Consider the following 15,451-nt stretch of genomic DNA (forward strand, 5'->3'; position numbering starts at 1 on the left):
ACGACGGACGTCGTTCAGGAACGCGACCACCCGCACGACAGGAGGCGCGGCGCCGGACCGGCACCGCGCCTCCTGGCAGGGGCTGCTGCTACTTCGTCGAGGTGAGCGAGTCCACGTAGTCCTGGTGCTCGGACGCCCACTTCGCGGTGATCGCCGGGTACTCGCTCGTCTTCGCGCCGCTGTTCACGAGCGCGTTCTCGAGTGAGTAGAGCGTGTCGGAGTCCATCGCGAAGTTCTCCATCCACTTCGACGCCTGCGGGAACTCGTCGGCGAAGTCCTTCTTGGCGATGGTGTGGATCTCCTCGTTCTTGCCGAGGGCGCCCTTCGGGTCCTCCAGGTCCTTGATCGGGAAGGCGTCGTACGCCCAGTGCGGACGCCACAGCGTCACGACGACGTCCTCCTTCTTCGCGATCGCGGCCTTGAGGTCGGCGAGCATCGCCGGCGTCGAACTCGTGATGAAGTCCATCCCGTCGAGGCCGTACTTCGGGATCACCTGGTCCTGCACGACCTTCGTCTCGCCGGCCGCGGGCTCGATGCCGACGATCTTGTTGCCGAAGTCCGAGGCCTTCGCCTGCAGTTCGTCGATCGAGTCGATGTCCGAGTACTCCGGCACGGCGAGCTCGAGCGACGCCTGCTCGTTCCACGCGCCGAGGTCCGTGAGGTCCTTGCCGTACGTGTCCATGTACTCCTTGTGCGTGTTCGGCAGCCAGGTGTCGAACACGACGTCGTAGTCGCCGGATGCGAGGCCCGTGTAGGCGGGCGCGACGTCGGAGTTCGTGAGCTGGACGTCGTAGCCCTTCTGCTCGAGGACGTGCTTCCAGAGGTAGCTCGCGGCGGTGTCCTCGTCCCAGCCGTTGAAGACGACGACGTGCATCGACTTCTGGTCGCCGTTGTCGAGCGTGCCGGAGGCGCCGTAGTACCCGGGCGGCATGCACGCGGACAGGCCGAGGGCGGTGGCGGCGGCGAGCGCGGCGGCCGCGAGGGTGCGACGGGTGCGCGGGGTGCGGGTGCGCGGGGTGCTGGTGCGCTTCATGGTGTGGTCCTTCCTCACGCGTCGACGGTCTGGCGGTCGGTGACCGCTTCGGTGGTGGCGGCGGTCTGGGCGGTCACCGCGTTCGGCGTCGCGGTCGCGGTGGGCTTCCGCTTTCCGCGTCCGAAGAGCCTGGAGGCGCGGCCCGAGTCACCGCCGAGCGCTGCGGTCAGGCGGTCCAGCAGGATCGCCAGCACCACCACCGACAGGCCGGCTTCCGCACCGAGACCGACGTCGATGCGGTTCAGCGAGGCGACGATCTGCTCGCCGAGTCCCCCGGCGCCGACCATGCCGGCGATGACGACCATCGAGAGCGACAGCATGATGACCTGGTTGACGCCCGCCATGATGCTGGCCTTCGCGAGCGGCAGCTGGATCTGGCGGAGGATGCGCCACGGGCTCGACCCGAACGCGGCGCCGGCCTCGACGACCTCGCTCGGGACCCCGCGGATGCCGAGCTCGGTGAGCCGGACGCCCGGAGCCATCGCGAACACGATCGTCGCGACGATGCCGGGGACGACGCCGACGCGGAAGAGCAGCAGCGCCGGGATCAGGTAGACGAAGGCCGGGGTGGTCTGCATGAAGTCGAGCACCGGGCGGATGATCCGGCTGGCGGTGTCCGAGCGGGCGGCCCAGATGCCGAGCGGGATGCTGAACACGACAGCGAGCCCCGCGGCGACGATCACGAGGGCGAGGGTGTCCATCGCGTTCGTCCACTGGCCGACGCTCACGATGAAGAGCAGACCGACGGCGGCGCCGAGCGCGAGCTTCCAGCCCTTGGCGACGAACGCCAGGACCACGAGGATCGCGACGACCACCCAGAACGGCGGCGTGGAGAGGAAGTACTCCATCCACGCGTCCATCCACGTGAACACGTAGCGGACGACGTCGAAGAAGCCGGAGAGGTAGGTGGTGATCCAGTCGACGATCGCTGCGACCCAGGTGCCGAGGGGCAGGTGGAAGTCGCCGAAGGAGTTGGTACCGGGGGTGATCATGCGTGGTCTCCTTCGGCGAGGGTCGAGTCCATGTCGGAGTCGGAGATGCGGGTGACCGGCTCGAGCACCGGGATGGGCATCGTCGCCGTCGGCACGTTGCCGAGGGCGGCGAGCAGGGTGACGCGCGGGACGACGCCGAGCAGGCGCCCCTCGTCGTCGACGACCGCGATCGGCAGCGGCGATTCCACCGCGAGCTCGAACAGGTCGGTCAGCGCGGTCTCCGGCGCGACCCGGGCGTACTCGGTGTTGACGATGGCGTCGAGGTTCGTGTCGCCGGCCTTGACCTGGCGCATGACGTGCCGGTCGCGGACCCAGCCCTCGAGCTTCCGGCCGCGTCCGGTCACGAAGACCGCGGCCGTCTGCAGGTCGCGCATGGTCCGGAGCGCGCCACGCGGGCCGACGGTCAGCGGGACCGCGGCACGTGCGGGCTCCATGACGCTCGACGCGGTGAGCACGCGGGCACGGTCGACGTCCTGCACGAACTGGGCGACGTAGTCGTTCGCGGGGTCCGTGAGGATGTCCTCCGGCGAACCGATCTGCACGATCCGGCCGTCGCGCATCACGGCGATCCGGTCGCCGAGGAACATGGCCTCGTTGAGGTCGTGCGTGATGAAGACGATCGTCTTGCCGAGGCGCTGCTGCAGGTCGACGAGTTGCTCCTGCATCTCGCGGCGGATGAGCGGGTCGAGGGCGCTGAAGGCCTCGTCCATCAGCAGGACGTCGGTCTCGGCGGCGAGGGCGCGGGCGATGCCGACGCGCTGCTGCATGCCGCCGGAGAGCTCGTCGGGCTTGGCGTCCGCCCAGACGTCGAGTCCGACCAGGCCGATGACCTCGCGGGCCTTGGCCAGCCGGGTGGCCTTGTCGACGCCGTTGACCTCGAGGCCGTACGCGACGTTCTCGAGCACCGTGCGGTGCGGCAGCAGCGCGAAGTGCTGGAAGACCATCGACACGCTGGTGCGGCGGATCTCGCGGATCTCCTTCGGCGTCGCCTTGGTGACCGTCCGGCCACCGATCTCGACGCTGCCCGCGGTCGGCTCCAGCAGGCCGTTCAGCATGCGGATGAGCGTCGACTTGCCCGAGCCGGACAGGCCCATGACGACGAAGATCTCGCCGGGACGCACGTCGAAGGACGCGTCGATGACGGCTGCCGAGCCGAGGTCACGGACCTCGTCACGGGTGGCGCCGTCGGCCAGACGGCGGACCGCTTCACCGGGTCGGCGGCCGAAGACCTTGTAGGCGCCGTGCACGCGCACGGCCGGGACGTCGGTGGGGTGGTCCGGCGTGACGGCACGCCGGTCCTGGGGTGGTGCGATGGTCAACGGTGCTCCTCGCGGGACCGCGGCGCGGAACGGCGCACGGCGGTACCGGTGGTTGCGGACGGGTCGCCCGGCACCGTGTTCGGCGGCATCGCATCGAGCCCGCGCAACGGCGCAGGGCGAGCGATCACGCACGCGGGGGTCGTACTCGGGACGACCCCGGTCCAGCCGACCGTACGGCCCCCGCTGTGCTGCTGCGGTGGACGCGTCCTGATCGTCGGTGTCCCCTGAAGGGACGTTCAAGGCTATCGGCGCTTGTCCCCCGTCGCGAATCCGGGTCCGCCGGAATCCCGGCACCGGTGTACCCCGTTCACGGCGTGTCGCCCATCGGTGCGGGGATCGCGATCGTGACCGGCTCGTTACTTTTCAGGAGACTCGCATGGTTGTGTGCCACCCCGGTTCGACGCACCTGTAGCGTGTCGCGCATGACAGCGCAGAACGACACCGGGGTGGACCGCGCGCCCGCGAACGACTTCTCGCACGAGCAGGAGGGCTACCAGCACGGGCTGAAGCCCCGGCAACTGCAGATGATCGCCATCGGCGGCGCGATCGGCACGGGGCTCTTCCTCGGCGCGGGCGGTCGCCTGCACACCGCGGGGCCGGCCCTGGCGGTCGTCTACCTCATCGCGGGCATCTTCGCGTTCTTCATCCTCCGGGCACTCGGTGAGCTCGTGCTGCACCGTCCGTCGTCCGGGTCGTTCATCTCGTACGCCCGCGAGTTCTTCGGGGAGAAGTTCGCGTACGCCGCCGGGTGGATGTACTTCCTCAACTGGGCGATGACCTCGATCGTGGACACCACCGCGGTCGCGCTCTACCTGCACTACTGGGCCGGACCGCGCGCGATCCCGCAGTGGGCGCTGGCCCTCGCGGCGCTCGTCGTCGTGCTGGCCGCGAACCTCGTCGCCGTGAAGGTGTTCGGCGAGCTGGAGTTCTGGTTCGCGATCATCAAGGTCGCCGCCCTGGTGGCCTTCCTCATCGTCGCGCTCGTGTGGCTCGTGTTCGCGTTCCCGGTGGAGGCGGGCGGCGAAGCGGTCCGCACCGGCTTCGGCATCTGGGCGGACAACGGCGGCCTCTTCCCGACCGGCCTGCTCCCGGCGGTCCTCGTCGTGCAGGGCGTCGTGTTCGCCTACGCCGCGATCGAGCTCGTCGGCACCGCGTCCGGCGAGACGCAGGACACCGAGAAGGTCATCCCCCGCGCGATCAACTCGGTCGTCTTCCGCATCGCGGTGTTCTACGTCGGGTCGGTCGTCCTGCTCTCGCTGCTCCTGCCGTACACCTCGTACAAGGACGGCGTCAGCCCCTTCGTGACCTTCTTCTCGTCGATCGGCAACCCGCAGGTCGGCCAGGTCGTCGGCTCGATCATGAACTTCGTCGTCCTCACCGCGGCGCTGTCGTCGCTGAACGCCGGGCTCTACTCGACCGGACGTGCACTCCACTCGATGGGCATGAACGGCTCCGCGCCGAAGTGGACCACGAAGATGACGAAGGGCGGCGTGCCGTTCGCCGGCATCCTGCTCACCTCGGCGTTCACGCTGGTCGGCGTCATTCTCAACCTGTTCGTCCCCGGGCAGGCGTTCGAGATCGCCCTGAACATCGCGAGCCTCGGCATCATCACCGCCTGGGGCACGATCATCCTCTGCCAGATGAAGCTGCGGTCGTGGGCGAAGCAGGGGCTCGCGAAGGAGCCGTCGTTCAAGCTGCCGGGCGCGCCGTACACGTCCTGGCTGACGCTGGTGTTCCTCGCGACCGTCATCGTGCTCATGGCGATCGACTACCCGATCGGCACGTACACGATCGCGTCGCTCATCATCGTGATCCCGCTGCTCATCCTCGGCTGGTTCCTGCAGCGCGACCGCATCCTCCGGATCGCCTCGCTCCGCTCGGGCATCACGGGTCCGTACCCGGTGACCGGTCGGGACCCGGCGAACCAGGTGCGTCGGAGCGGCGGCGGCACGGACGGCTCCTCGACCGCAGCGACGGACGGTTCGTCGAACGGGTCCACGGATGCGTCCGCTGGTCCGGACGCCGGGTCGGACGACCACCGGGCCTGATCACCGGCAGCTCCCCCGTCCGTCGGCTCGACCGACGACGGGCGGAGTGTCCGGATAGCGAAACAGCGCGCCCTGGGCGTGCAGGAGGGTCCGGCACCCGTCGGTACGATCGGCGGGTGCCGGACCCATCTGTCTCCCCCACGCTCGACCTCCAGCTCACCTGGCGCGGCACCTTCGGCCGCGTCCGGGTGTTCGACGACCGCGTCGCTGCCGAGACCAGCTACGAGCGGGACGCCCTGACGCCGGTGCCGATGGAGTCCGTGCGCGGGTGGCGGATCGAACCGTGCGACTTCGACGCGGTGTGCGTCGAGTTCGTCACGCCCAGGGAGACCTACCGGGTGCTGCTCGACACCACGGACGAGCAGGTCGCCGGGCTGGCGCTGCGCCGAGCCCTCGGCGCGCCGTTGCCGTCCGCGTCCTGACGCCCACCGCCGACCGGCGGGCGCTCACGGCCAGGACGGGTGGGCTGTACCGTCCGCGAGCCGACGTCCCCACACCGCGTCGAGGTCGGCGACCTGTGACTCGCCCAACCGGACCGCACCCGCGGCGAGGTTCTCGGCCAGGTGCCCGGCGTCCGACGTCCCGGGGATGAGCAGGACGTCCGGCGCGTGCTGCAGCAGCCACGCGAGTCCGAGCTGCGCCGGGGTGACGCCGAGCTCGTCCGCGATCCGCACGGCCACCGGTTCGTCCACGACCTTCGGGAGCCCTGGGAACGCCCCGCCGAGGGGGAAGTACGGCACCCACGCGATCCCTTCCCGGATGCACTGGTCGAGCAGCGCCTCGTGCTCACGGGCCACGAGCGAGTAGGCGTTCTGCAGGCACACGATCCCGGCCGCGAGCCCCCGCTCGAGCACCTCGCCGGACACGGCGCTCAGACCGATCCCCCCGATCAACCCCTCGTCGCGCATCGCGGTCATCTCCGCCAGCTGGTCCTCGACGTCCACGAGCTGGTCCCCCTCGGCCAGCAGACCGGGGCCGGTGTCCGCTCGGCGGAGGTTCACGACGTCGATGCGCTCACGGCCGAGACTGCGCAGGTTGGCGTGCACCTGAGCGCGCAACTGCTCCGGACGCTGCGCGAGGGCGAGTGGCACCGGTGCGGCGACCCGGACGGCACCGACCTTGCTCACGACGACCACGTTGTCATCGGCCCCGAAGGCTCGCCGGATCACGTCGTTCGCGACGCCGTCTCCGTAGAAGTCGGCGGTGTCCACGTGGTCGACGCCGAGCTCCCTCGCGCGGTGCAGCAGGGCCACGCCCGCCTGCCGGTCGTCGGTGAACCGTTCGAGTGCCATCGCCCCGTAGCCGATCCGTCCGACGGTCCGACCGCCGAGCGTGGAGGCGCCACCCGGGCGCCGTGACTGTTCCTCGTGCATGTCATCTCCGGTAGTGTCGATCGAAACGGAGGAACCTCCGCTTCGATCAGCATAACCGGAGGAGCCTCCGCTTTGGCCAGCGATCCCGTCACGAGCACTCGGCGACCTCGCGCGGACGCCGCGCGTAACCGCCAGCGGGTGGTGGACGCCGCGCGTGCGACCTTCACCGCGCAGGGCGAGGACACGTCGCTCGAGGCCGTGGCACGGGCCGCGGGCGTCGGGATCGGGACGCTGTACCGGAACTTCCCGACGCGCGAGGACCTCATCGCCGCGGTCTACCGCGCCGAGCTCGATGCGACGCTCGCGACCGTCGACGAGCTCCTCACCCCCGGTACCGGCTCCGGGAGCGCCGCGGACGCCTTCCGGGCCTTCGCCGGCCGGTACGCCGAGTTCGTCGTCACGAAGCGGGGGCTCGCCGAGACCGTGCGGGCGGGGGCGTTGCGCGGGACAGCCGAGGCCGCGGGGACCCGAGAGCGGGTGAACGCGGCGGTGCAGCGGTTCCTGGACGCCGGGGCCGCCGACGGCTCGCTCCGTGCCGAACTGCTCGCCGACGACGTCACGGCCGCACTGGTGGGCATCCTGCTCTCCACCCGCGACGCGGTCGACGCCGCGCAGACGGGCCGGCTGCTCGACATCCTCGTGGCGGGACTCAGCCGTCCTGCGGCGCGAACTGCGTGACGCGGAACGTCGCACCCTGCGGGTCCTGCAGCTCCGCAGCCCGGGTCCAGAAGCCGTCCCACGAGCCCAGCACTCGGCCACCGAGCTGTTCGGCGAGCGCCGCGGCACCGTCGCGGTCCGCCACGCTGAACGACACGTGCCAGTCGTCGGCACCGGCGTCGAGCCGGGCGAGCGCGCCGATGACGTCGGCGAACCCCTCGGGCGCGCCGACCTGGCGTTCGCGGATGTCCGGGTCCGAGGTCGCCGCGAGGTGGTCGCCGTACCCGGGCAGGCGGACCATCGCGCTCGGGCCTTCCTCGATGCCGGAGACCTGCCAGCCGAAGAGCTGCTCGTAGAACCCGATCGCCTGCTCCGGATCGGTCGAGCGGAGGTCGCTGAACACCCACCCACCGGGGGCGTTGATGTGCTGCGCGCCGAGTCGGGCGCGCGCCTGCCAGAGCCCGAACGCGGCACCACGGGGATCGACGCAGTCGACACTGCGGCCGGCCGCTCCCCCGGGTCCGGCGTCCTCGGCGGGACCAGCGGCGCCGCCGAGCTCCGTGACGCGACGGGCCACGGCGTCGGCGTCGTCGACCGCGATGTACGTGAGCCACGTGGCCGGCTCGTCACTCGACGCGACGGCACCGACCTCGTGCCCGTCGATCGACACGATGCGGTAGGACCCCGGCGTCCCCGGCGGGAGTCGCTCCTCGAAGTCCCAGCCGAACAGCCTGCCGTAGAAGGCCTGGGCTGCGTCCGGGTCCGGCTGTCGGGCGTCGATCCAGCTGGGGACGCCCTGGGGGTACGTGCGCGGGGTCTGGTCGGTCATCGGCGCTCCCGGGTGAGCCGGCGCGTGGCCGGATGTCCCAGGTCTACCGCGGACCACCGACGCCCTCGCGCCCGCGCTCGCGCTCGCGCCGGCGCCCGCGCCTCAGTCGTCGGTGTCGACCTCGTCCGTCACGACCTTGCCGGTGCCCGCGTCGAGGCGGACGCTGTGCTTCGTGCCCGAGGCGTCGCGCACGTCGCCCTCCCAGACGACCTTCCCGAGGTGGTCGTCGAGCCCGAGCTCGGTGATCGTGCCGGCGTGCAGGTCCTCGAACCGGCCGACCGCGTCGTCCACGGTCAGGTCGGCCGCGGCCGTGAAGCGCTCGTTCTCGGCCCGGTCGTCGGCGTCCGAGGTCTCGGTGCGCGGCGATCCGGACACCGCCGTGCCGGCCTCGTTCGTGTGCACCTCGTGCTCGGTGCCGTCGTCGGTGACGACCAGCACTTCGTAGGCGGTGCCGTTCTGCTCCTGCTCGACCGAGACCACGGTTCCCGACCCCACGGCGTCGCGGGCGGTGGCGACGGCGGCACGCAGGGCGTCGTTCGACGTGGCGGACGCAGCGGTCGCGCCGCCGGACGCCGATCCGGACGAGGACGATGACGACGTCGTGGACGAGGCCCCGTCGGACTGCGCGGTGGAGCACCCGACGAGGGCGAGGGACGCCACGAGCGGCAGGGCGGCGATGCCGGCGACACGACGGGTGGAGCGGGCTGTGGTGGTGCGGAGTGCGTTCATGCGACCAGGGTGCCGGGCGGGTGCTGAAGCACGGCTGAAGCCCCCTGGTCAGCCGCCGAGTGCGATGCGGACCGCGAACCGGGCGCCACCGAGCGGCGAGTCCGTCACGACGACGTCCCCGCCGTGTGCCCGGACGGCGTCCTGGACGATCGCGAGGCCGAGCCCCGCGCCGCCCGCGTCCCGGCTGCGCGCCTCGTCGAGCCGGACGAGGCGTTCGAACACGCGATCACGGTCTGCCGGGGCGATGCCCGCGCCGTCGTCGTCCACCGTCAGGACGGCGCGTCCGTCCTGCTCGGCGAGCGCGACGACGACCCGACCCTCGGCGTGCCGGACGGCGTTGTCGACGAGGTTGCGGACCACGGCGGCGAGGAGCCGTTCGTCCCCGAGGACACGGGCAGGCCCGATCCCGGACCCCTCGACCCGGATCGACCCGTCGGCGTTCCCGCCGAGCCGTCCGCGCGCCCGGGCCACGGCGTCGAGCGCCAGGTCGTCGAGGTCCACCGGACGCCGGACGCCCACGTCGCCCTCGTCGAGCCGCGAGAGCTCGAGGAGGCCCGTCACGAGGTCCTGCAGCCGGAGCGCCTCCGAGCGCACCACCTCGGACAGCTCGACGACGTCGGCGCGGTCGGGGTGCGCCGCGGCGACCTCGGCGTGCTGGCGGATGGTCGCGATCGGCGACCGCAGCTCGTGGGAGGCGTCGGAGACGAACCGCCGCTGCCCCGCGGCGGAACGGTCGAGCCGGTCGAGCATGGTGTTCATGGTCGTGGCGAGCCGGGCGATCTCGTCGCCGGTGTCCGGGACGGCGACCCGGGCGTCCGGTCGTGCCGCGCGGATCGTCTCGACCTCGGTGCGCATGCGTTCGACCGGGCGGAGCGACCGGCCGGTGACCACCCAGGTGACGGCCCCCATCACGAGCACGAGCACCGGGACGCCCACGGCCAGCAGCGCGACCGCGGCACCGACGGCGGCGTCGGTCTGGTCGAGGGAGACCCCGTAGACGAGCGTCGCGTCCCCGCCGCCGGGCAGGTCGACGTCGTCGGCGACGAGCAGCCACCGCTCGCCGTCATGGGTCCAGCGGGACTCGTCGGCCGTCGGGAGCGCCGGTGGATCGGCGTCGTCCCCGTGGGCGAGGACGGACCCGTCGTCCCCCACGACCTGCACGAGGACGTCCTCGTAGCCGCTCACGACCGCGGCGCCGTCGGCCTCGACACGAGCCGAGGCCTGCTCGAGCCCCGACTCCGCCGTGGTCCGCACCCCGTCGAGGAGGACGAGGCGGAGCACGACGACGAACGCCGCCGCGCCGACGAGCAGCGCCGCGAGCACGACGACGACCGCCCCGAGGGTGGTTCGCGCCCGGACGGACCGGAAGCGCCGGCGGCCGCCGTCAGCCACCGTCCGCCGCCAACCGGTAGCCGGCGCCGCGCACCGTCTCGATCGCGGTGCGACCGAACGGCCGGTCGACCTTGCGACGCAGGTGTCCGACGTACACCTCGACGATGTTCGGGTCGCCGTCGAAGTCGACGTCCCACACGTTCTCGATGACGTCGCGCTTCGAGCAGACCTCGCCGGCGCGGCGCGCCAAGAACTCGAGGACGGCGAACTCCCGACTCGTCAGCTCGACGGGCGTCGACGCCCGGGACACCGTCCGGGCGGCCGGGTCGACGACGAGGTCACCGAGCGTCAGGACCGCCGGGCGCTCGCGCGCACCACGGCGGACCAGGGCACGCAGCCTCGCCACGAGGACGGGGTGCGAGAACGGCTTCGTCACGTAGTCGTCGGCCCCGGCGTCGAGCGCCTCGACCTGGTCCCACTCGCCGTCCTTCGCCGTCAGCATGAGGACGGGCGTCCAGTCGCCGTCGGCACGGAGCTGCGCGCACACGGCCCAGCCGCTGAGCCCGGGCATCATCAGGTCGAGCACGATCGCGTCGTACACGAACTCGCGGGCGTGCCACAGTCCGTCGACGCCGTCGTGGGCGACGTCGACCGCCCACCCCTCGGCTTCCAGCCCGCGACGGACGCCGTCGGCGAGCCGAACCTCGTCGTCGACCACCAGGACACGCATGCCCCGATCCTGCCGTGCGCCGCTGAAGCAGGCCTGAAGCATCCTGGCCGGCACCGGGTCGCGTCCACAGCCCCGTCGTCGCCGGGTCCCGGGACGGATTCGGGTTCTGGCCCGGCCTCCGGCGGCGACGGTACCAGCGCCGATCCTGCTCCCTCGGCGACGGACGCGCTCAGACGAGCAGCAGGATGCCCGCGACGACGGCCGCGACGGCGATCGCCAGCGCGATGAGCAGCAGCACGAGGTGCACCGTGTAGAACGTCGTCGGCTTGCCGGCGGCGTCACGCGCCCGGGAGTCCTTCGCGACCCGCTGGAAGAAGCGGGGCCAGGTGACGACGTTGAAGACGGCACCGATGAACAGGACGAGGGCTGCGAAGACGGTCACCCGACGATCCTAGACACCGCGGGCACGGGGCCGGTGGTGCTCGGCCGCCCCCAACGCGGCCGAGTCCCACCCCGTGCTGCCACATCGCGTGTAGCACCTGCTACAGACCCTACACGGCGGCCCGGACGACGTCGACCCATCCAGTGGGATCGATGTCCCGTTCTGGTAACGACTGGCGCTACGCCGCGTCGAGGGCCGCTTCGGCGTCGGCCAGGGCCCGCTGCTCCGACTCGCTCAGCGACTGCCGGGCGCGACGGGCGCCGTCGTTGATCTCGACGATGAGCCGACTGAGCCGCGTCGCCGGGTCGCCGGAGTCGGGGTAGGCGTTGTCGGTGCCGATCCGCGCGTGCAACGGCGTGAGGGCGCGCAGGGCCGTCTCCACCCGACGGGAGCGCCGACGGCGCGAGACCTGGTGGCCGATGACGAGCAGGAGCATCCCGGACGACACGCAGATCACCGCACCCGGGGTCGTGACGTCGTAGGGCAGCGCGAGGGCCCGGGTGAGGCCGAGGTCGCCCAGGACGTGCGCGAGGTCCATCGCCACGACGACGACCATCCGCACGACACCGAGGACCCCACCGAGCACGAGGACCCACAGGCCGACGAGGTCGGTGGTGGTGCGGGCCTCGCGCAGGTGCAGGACGCAGATGAGTCCGGTCGCGCCGAGCGCCACCCCGAGGTAGACCGTCTGCGCGATCGAGTAGACCGTCGCTGCCGGGTGCGATCCGGCGTCGAGCATGAAGGTCGTCGTCGTCGCGGGCTTGTCGAGCACGGTGAACGCCACGATGACCACCACGACGACGACCGCGCACGTCACGACGATCGCGTTCCGGAGCCACGGCCGCGCGGCACCGACGGCCTTCGACACACCCCAGAGCAGGGTGCTCGTCCCCGCGACCATCAGGCAGTCGCTGACGACCGTGACCACGTTGAACCCGCCGAACAGCGGATCGAGCCACCGGTACAGCGGGTCGACGTTCGTGACGATCGTCGCGGCGAACAACAGGAAGGTGACCGCGAGCGTGCGGTCCTGCCCGCGCTGCAGGACGAACAGCGTGACCGTGCCCGCGATCAGGAGCAGCGCCTGGACGAGGGAGACGATCACCCGAACACCCCGCGGAACGCGCTCGGACGGTCGCGGTGGCCGCGGATGAGCCCGGCGAGCCGGTCGGCGAAGACCTCGGCCTCGTGCTCGTACTCGTTCGAGAACAGCCCGCGGGCGAGTGCCCGCTCGACCTTGTACTCCGGCAGGTCCGGGATGACGTCGCGGATGTAGGCCGCCTGCGGGGCGTGGTCCTGGTGGCGGTGCAGGATGTGGCCGAGTTCGTGGCCGATGACGAACGACCGGAACGTCCGCGAGGCCGTCGGGGAGATCATCACGAGGTGCTGCCGCTCGAGCGTCGCCACGAAGCCGCACACGGGCTCGGCGGCGAGGAACGCCTCTTCACGGACGACGATCGGCTTGCCGACCACCTCGGCCGCGGCGGCGACGGCCTGGTCGACGTCGGACCACCCCTCGGCCGCACCACGCGCCCAGAACGCCTCGACGAGGTCGGTCGGTGCGCTCATGCGACGCTCCCCCGGGCGGACTCCTCCTCGAGCACCTCGGCGATGCGACGGAGCGCCTCGGGCGAGAGCTCACCGGGGAAGGTCCGGGCGGCGAAGCCGCTGACACGTGCCGATCGGAGGGAGCGGACGAGGGCGAGCTGGGCGCCGATGCGCTCGGGGACGTCGCTGTCCTCGAGCAGGAAGCGCTCGTCGACCTCGAAGAAGCCCGCGAGCAGGCGGAGCAGCCCGGTGTCACGGTTGCGACGGCCGTCGCCGGAGAGCATGTACGTCCACTTCGCCCGGGACAGCGAGCCACCCTGGGCCGCCACGTACTCCTCGATCGCCGCGAACGGGACGGGGGCGCCGCGCTGCGCTTCCTCGAAGTCGAGGAGGAGGTTCAGCCGGCGCGCGAGTTCCGCGGCGTCGAGCACGCCACCCCTCGGATCTGCTGTCGCCATGTCGATCGGACTCCTCCCCAGCCGCACGTCGTGCAGGACATGGTAGCGCGAGCCGCCGACGAGGACCTCGCTAGCCTCGACGGTGTGAGCACGCCGTACCCGTCCACGGTCGCCGCCTCGGTCGAGCACGAGATCGTCATCACGAAGTCGCGCTTCATCACGACCGTGGCGCCGGTGTCCGGGGTCGCGGACGCGGACCGGGTGATCGCCGAGGTCCGCCGCCGGCGGTGGGACGCCCGGCACAACTGCACCGCGATGGTCACCGGCGTGCTCGGGGACCAGGCGCGGTCGAGCGACGATGGTGAACCCTCCGGGACCGCCGGCGTCCCGATGCTCGAGGTGCTCCGACGCCGCGGGCTGACCGACGTCGTCGCGGTCGTCACGCGGTACTTCGGGGGCGTGAAGCTCGGCGCCGGCGGCCTCGTCCGTGCCTACTCGACCTCGGTGTCCGAGGCACTCGACCGCGCGACGCTCGTGCACCGGCGTGCACTGACCCGGGTGACGGTGGACGTCCCGCACGCCGACGCCGGCCGGATCGACAACGTGCTGCGCGACTGGGTCCGGCACCACGGAGCCACGCTCGGCGACCCCGCGTACGGCGCCGCCGCGACGTTCGAGCTCTGGGTGCCGGGCGACGGCATCGAACCGCTGCGTGCCGACCTCGCCGCGACCTCGGCGGGAGCGCTCGACCCGGTGGTCGGCGAGGAGCGCGTGGTCGACGTCCCCGCCGAGTGATCCGCACGCGGAGTCGCGGCCGAATCGCACTCCGGGCGTGTCTCCCCGTGCGGCACCGCATGCCGGGAACGACGAAGGCCCCGACTCGATGAGTCGGGGCCTTGCTGGTGCACCCCCTCGGACTTGAACCGAGAACCCACTGATTAAGAGTCAGTTGCTCTGCCAATTGAGCTAGAGGTGCATGTTGCGCTTCCGTGCTGCAACGGGAAACAACAATAGCATGGGTTTCGCGTGCTCTTGACCACTCAGGGCACGGACCACGAACAGGAGCCCCATGACCGACCGTCTCGCCGCCGGCGACACCGCCCCCGACTTCACCCTGCCGGACCAGGACGGCACCGAGCACTCCCTCTCGGCCCTGCGTGGGAAGAAGGTCATCGTGTACTTCTACCCGGCAGCGTCGACGCCGGGGTGCACCACCGAGGCGTGCGACTTCCGCGACAACATGTCCTCGCTGCAGGCCGCCGGGTACGAGGTGCTCGGGGTCTCGAAGGACGACCTGCCGGCGCTCAAGACCTTCCAGCACGAGCAGGCCCTGACCTTCCCGCTGCTGAGCGACCCGGACCTCGCCGTGCACAAGGCGTACGGTGCCTGGGGCGAGAAGAACAACTACGGGAAGATCGTCACCGGCACGATCCGCTCCACGATCGTGGTCGACGAGGACGGCACCGTGCAGCTGCCGCTCTACAACGTCAAGGCGACGGGGCACGTGGCGAGCCTGCGGAAGAAGCTCGGCCTGGTCTGAGACCCGACTGATCGACGGACTGGAGGCGCGGTGCCAGCTGGCACCGCGCCTCCAGTCCGTGGATCGGGACCGTCTACTCGACCGGTCGGGCGAGCGCGTCCGTCACCGGTCGCGACAGCACCAGCGTGATGCCCAACAGCGCGGGGATGAGCAGGAACCAGCCGACGGCGGGCACGCGGAAGACGCCCTGGAACGCCCCGATCGCGAGCGCACCCTGCAGTACCTGCCAGACGATGATCCCGGACCGCACCCACGGACGACGGTTGCGGAGGCCGATGAACAGGGAGCCGAGCCAGAGCGCCGCGATGGCCGCGAGGACCGTCAGCGCGATCCCCGACGCGATGCTCGTGGCCGGCGCGACGATGAGTTCGACGATGAGGACGATCGTCACGACGACGAGGGCGGCGAACTCGAGTCCGACGACGACGAGGAGCGCCAGGAGGGCAGGCGACCGCCGCTCGACGTGGTCGGGCTCGGTCGGGGTGGTGTCGGGCACAGCATTCCTCCAGCGTCGGAACCCTTGATTTGGCCCTACCAGTAT

18 protein-coding genes and 1 tRNA gene are annotated in these 15,451 nt (G+C 71.4%); 5 read left to right on the forward strand and 14 right to left on the reverse strand.

Annotated features, from left to right (window positions below; genetic code table 11):
* Positions 1 to 88: 88 nt before the first annotated feature.
* The 3 genes from JSX79_RS10955 to JSX79_RS10965 are packed head-to-tail and all read right to left on the reverse strand — an operon-like array spanning position 89 to position 3,338.
* Complete coding sequence (locus JSX79_RS10955) at positions 89 to 1,033, reverse strand: glycine betaine ABC transporter substrate-binding protein (protein ID WP_229086223.1); 945 nt, start codon at positions 1,031 to 1,033, stop codon at positions 89 to 91.
* 14 nt (positions 1,034 to 1,047) lie between these two features.
* Positions 1,048 to 2,025 (reverse strand): proline/glycine betaine ABC transporter permease, encoded by a 978-nt coding sequence (locus JSX79_RS10960; protein ID WP_229086225.1) that lies wholly within the window; start codon positions 2,023 to 2,025, stop codon positions 1,048 to 1,050.
* On the reverse strand, positions 2,022 to 3,338 hold the full coding sequence (locus JSX79_RS10965; RefSeq protein WP_374475309.1) for a glycine betaine/L-proline ABC transporter ATP-binding protein: 1,317 nt from the start codon (positions 3,336 to 3,338) through the stop codon (positions 2,022 to 2,024). The genes JSX79_RS10960 and JSX79_RS10965 overlap by 4 nt, the downstream gene beginning before the upstream one ends.
* A 428-nt stretch (positions 3,339 to 3,766) precedes the next feature.
* On the opposite strand from JSX79_RS10965, the gene JSX79_RS10970 reads away from it, so the two are divergent.
* Together JSX79_RS10970 and JSX79_RS10975 are read left to right on the forward strand one after the other, a co-directional pair.
* Complete coding sequence (locus JSX79_RS10970) at positions 3,767 to 5,392, forward strand: amino acid permease (RefSeq protein WP_229086227.1); 1,626 nt, start codon at positions 3,767 to 3,769, stop codon at positions 5,390 to 5,392.
* A 116-nt stretch (positions 5,393 to 5,508) separates the two neighbouring features.
* Positions 5,509 to 5,814, forward strand: a complete 306-nt coding sequence (locus JSX79_RS10975; protein ID WP_229086229.1) for a hypothetical protein — start codon at positions 5,509 to 5,511, stop codon at positions 5,812 to 5,814.
* A 24-nt stretch (positions 5,815 to 5,838) separates the two neighbouring features.
* On the opposite strand, the gene JSX79_RS10980 is transcribed toward JSX79_RS10975, so the two are convergent.
* Positions 5,839 to 6,765 (reverse strand): aldo/keto reductase, encoded by a 927-nt coding sequence (locus JSX79_RS10980; protein ID WP_229086230.1) that lies wholly within the window; start codon positions 6,763 to 6,765, stop codon positions 5,839 to 5,841.
* 138 nt (positions 6,766 to 6,903) lie between these two features.
* Between JSX79_RS10980 and JSX79_RS10985 the strand changes: the two genes are divergently transcribed.
* Positions 6,904 to 7,443: a TetR/AcrR family transcriptional regulator gene (locus JSX79_RS10985; protein WP_229086231.1), complete on the forward strand. Its 540-nt coding sequence runs from the start codon at positions 6,904 to 6,906 to the stop codon at positions 7,441 to 7,443.
* Here the strand turns inward: JSX79_RS10985 and JSX79_RS10990 are convergent.
* The 8 genes from JSX79_RS10990 to JSX79_RS11025 form a co-directional block, all read right to left on the reverse strand.
* Positions 7,415 to 8,251 carry a VOC family protein gene (locus JSX79_RS10990; RefSeq protein ID WP_229086233.1) on the reverse strand — a complete coding sequence of 279 codons (837 nt, stop codon included), beginning with the start codon at positions 8,249 to 8,251 and terminating at the stop codon, positions 7,415 to 7,417. The two genes, JSX79_RS10985 and JSX79_RS10990, sit on opposite strands and share 29 nt — an antisense overlap.
* Before the next feature lie 102 nt (positions 8,252 to 8,353).
* Complete coding sequence (locus JSX79_RS10995; RefSeq protein WP_229086234.1) at positions 8,354 to 8,980, reverse strand: PepSY domain-containing protein; 627 nt, start codon at positions 8,978 to 8,980, stop codon at positions 8,354 to 8,356.
* Between the two features lie 48 nt (positions 8,981 to 9,028).
* Complete coding sequence (locus JSX79_RS11000; RefSeq protein WP_229086236.1) at positions 9,029 to 10,372, reverse strand: cell wall metabolism sensor histidine kinase WalK; 1,344 nt, start codon at positions 10,370 to 10,372, stop codon at positions 9,029 to 9,031.
* Entirely contained in the window at positions 10,365 to 11,042 is a 678-nt protein-coding gene (locus tag JSX79_RS11005; protein WP_229086237.1) for a response regulator transcription factor, read from the reverse strand. Before JSX79_RS11005 ends, JSX79_RS11000 begins: the two co-directional genes overlap by 8 nt.
* A 169-nt stretch (positions 11,043 to 11,211) precedes the next feature.
* Entirely contained in the window at positions 11,212 to 11,424 is a 213-nt protein-coding gene (locus tag JSX79_RS11010) for an SCO4848 family membrane protein (protein ID WP_070418512.1), read from the reverse strand.
* Between the two features lie 178 nt (positions 11,425 to 11,602).
* Positions 11,603 to 12,529 (reverse strand): hypothetical protein, encoded by a 927-nt coding sequence (locus tag JSX79_RS11015; protein WP_229086239.1) that lies wholly within the window; start codon positions 12,527 to 12,529, stop codon positions 11,603 to 11,605.
* Complete coding sequence (locus JSX79_RS11020; RefSeq protein ID WP_022905932.1) at positions 12,526 to 12,993, reverse strand: ImmA/IrrE family metallo-endopeptidase; 468 nt, start codon at positions 12,991 to 12,993, stop codon at positions 12,526 to 12,528. Before JSX79_RS11020 ends, JSX79_RS11015 begins: the two co-directional genes overlap by 4 nt.
* A complete protein-coding gene (locus JSX79_RS11025) occupies positions 12,990 to 13,430 on the reverse strand; it encodes a hypothetical protein (RefSeq protein ID WP_070419521.1) in 441 nt (146 codons plus the stop codon). Before JSX79_RS11025 ends, JSX79_RS11020 begins: the two co-directional genes overlap by 4 nt.
* Positions 13,431 to 13,469: 39 nt before the next feature.
* On the opposite strand from JSX79_RS11025, the gene JSX79_RS11030 reads away from it, so the two are divergent.
* Positions 13,470 to 14,165, forward strand: coding sequence for a YigZ family protein (locus tag JSX79_RS11030; RefSeq protein ID WP_374475311.1), 696 nt, complete (start codon positions 13,470 to 13,472; stop codon positions 14,163 to 14,165).
* 105 nt (positions 14,166 to 14,270) lie between these two features.
* Here the strand turns inward: JSX79_RS11030 and JSX79_RS11035 are convergent.
* Positions 14,271 to 14,346: transfer RNA gene (locus JSX79_RS11035), tRNA-Lys, on the reverse strand.
* A gap of 93 nt (positions 14,347 to 14,439) precedes the next feature.
* Here JSX79_RS11035 and bcp point away from each other — a divergent pair.
* On the forward strand, positions 14,440 to 14,910 hold the full coding sequence (bcp, locus tag JSX79_RS11040) for a thioredoxin-dependent thiol peroxidase (protein WP_071294921.1): 471 nt from the start codon (positions 14,440 to 14,442) through the stop codon (positions 14,908 to 14,910).
* Positions 14,911 to 14,983: 73 nt separating this feature from the next.
* On the opposite strand, the gene JSX79_RS11045 is transcribed toward bcp, so the two are convergent.
* Positions 14,984 to 15,406 (reverse strand): hypothetical protein, encoded by a 423-nt coding sequence (locus JSX79_RS11045; RefSeq protein ID WP_071294920.1) that lies wholly within the window; start codon positions 15,404 to 15,406, stop codon positions 14,984 to 14,986.
* Between the last annotated feature and the right edge of the window lie 45 nt (positions 15,407 to 15,451).

Origin of the sequence: Curtobacterium sp. GD1 (assembly GCF_020882855.1) — a bacterium.
In the GTDB taxonomy this organism is placed as follows: Bacteria; Actinomycetota; Actinomycetes; order Actinomycetales; family Microbacteriaceae; genus Curtobacterium.

What these genes read in the sequence shown, in the direction of transcription:
- JSX79_RS10955 (WP_229086223.1), bottom strand. Translation starts at nt 1,033, where the DNA reads ATGAAGCGCACCAGCACCCCGCGCACCCGCACCCCGCGCACCCGTCGC.
- JSX79_RS10960 (WP_229086225.1), bottom strand. Translation starts at nt 2,025, where the DNA reads ATGATCACCCCCGGTACCAACTCCTTCGGCGACTTCCACCTGCCCCTC.
- JSX79_RS10970 (WP_229086227.1), top strand. Translation starts at nt 3,767, where the DNA reads ATGACAGCGCAGAACGACACCGGGGTGGACCGCGCGCCCGCGAACGAC.
- JSX79_RS10980 (WP_229086230.1), bottom strand. Translation starts at nt 6,765, where the DNA reads ATGCACGAGGAACAGTCACGGCGCCCGGGTGGCGCCTCCACGCTCGGC.
- JSX79_RS10990 (WP_229086233.1), bottom strand. Translation starts at nt 8,251, where the DNA reads ATGACCGACCAGACCCCGCGCACGTACCCCCAGGGCGTCCCCAGCTGG.
- JSX79_RS10995 (WP_229086234.1), bottom strand. Translation starts at nt 8,980, where the DNA reads ATGAACGCACTCCGCACCACCACAGCCCGCTCCACCCGTCGTGTCGCC.
- JSX79_RS11005 (WP_229086237.1), bottom strand. Translation starts at nt 11,042, where the DNA reads ATGCGTGTCCTGGTGGTCGACGACGAGGTTCGGCTCGCCGACGGCGTC.
- JSX79_RS11020 (WP_022905932.1), bottom strand. Translation starts at nt 12,993, where the DNA reads ATGAGCGCACCGACCGACCTCGTCGAGGCGTTCTGGGCGCGTGGTGCG.
- JSX79_RS11025 (WP_070419521.1), bottom strand. Translation starts at nt 13,430, where the DNA reads ATGGCGACAGCAGATCCGAGGGGTGGCGTGCTCGACGCCGCGGAACTC.
- JSX79_RS11030 (WP_374475311.1), top strand. Translation starts at nt 13,470, where the DNA reads ATGGTAGCGCGAGCCGCCGACGAGGACCTCGCTAGCCTCGACGGTGTG.
- bcp (WP_071294921.1), top strand. Translation starts at nt 14,440, where the DNA reads ATGACCGACCGTCTCGCCGCCGGCGACACCGCCCCCGACTTCACCCTG.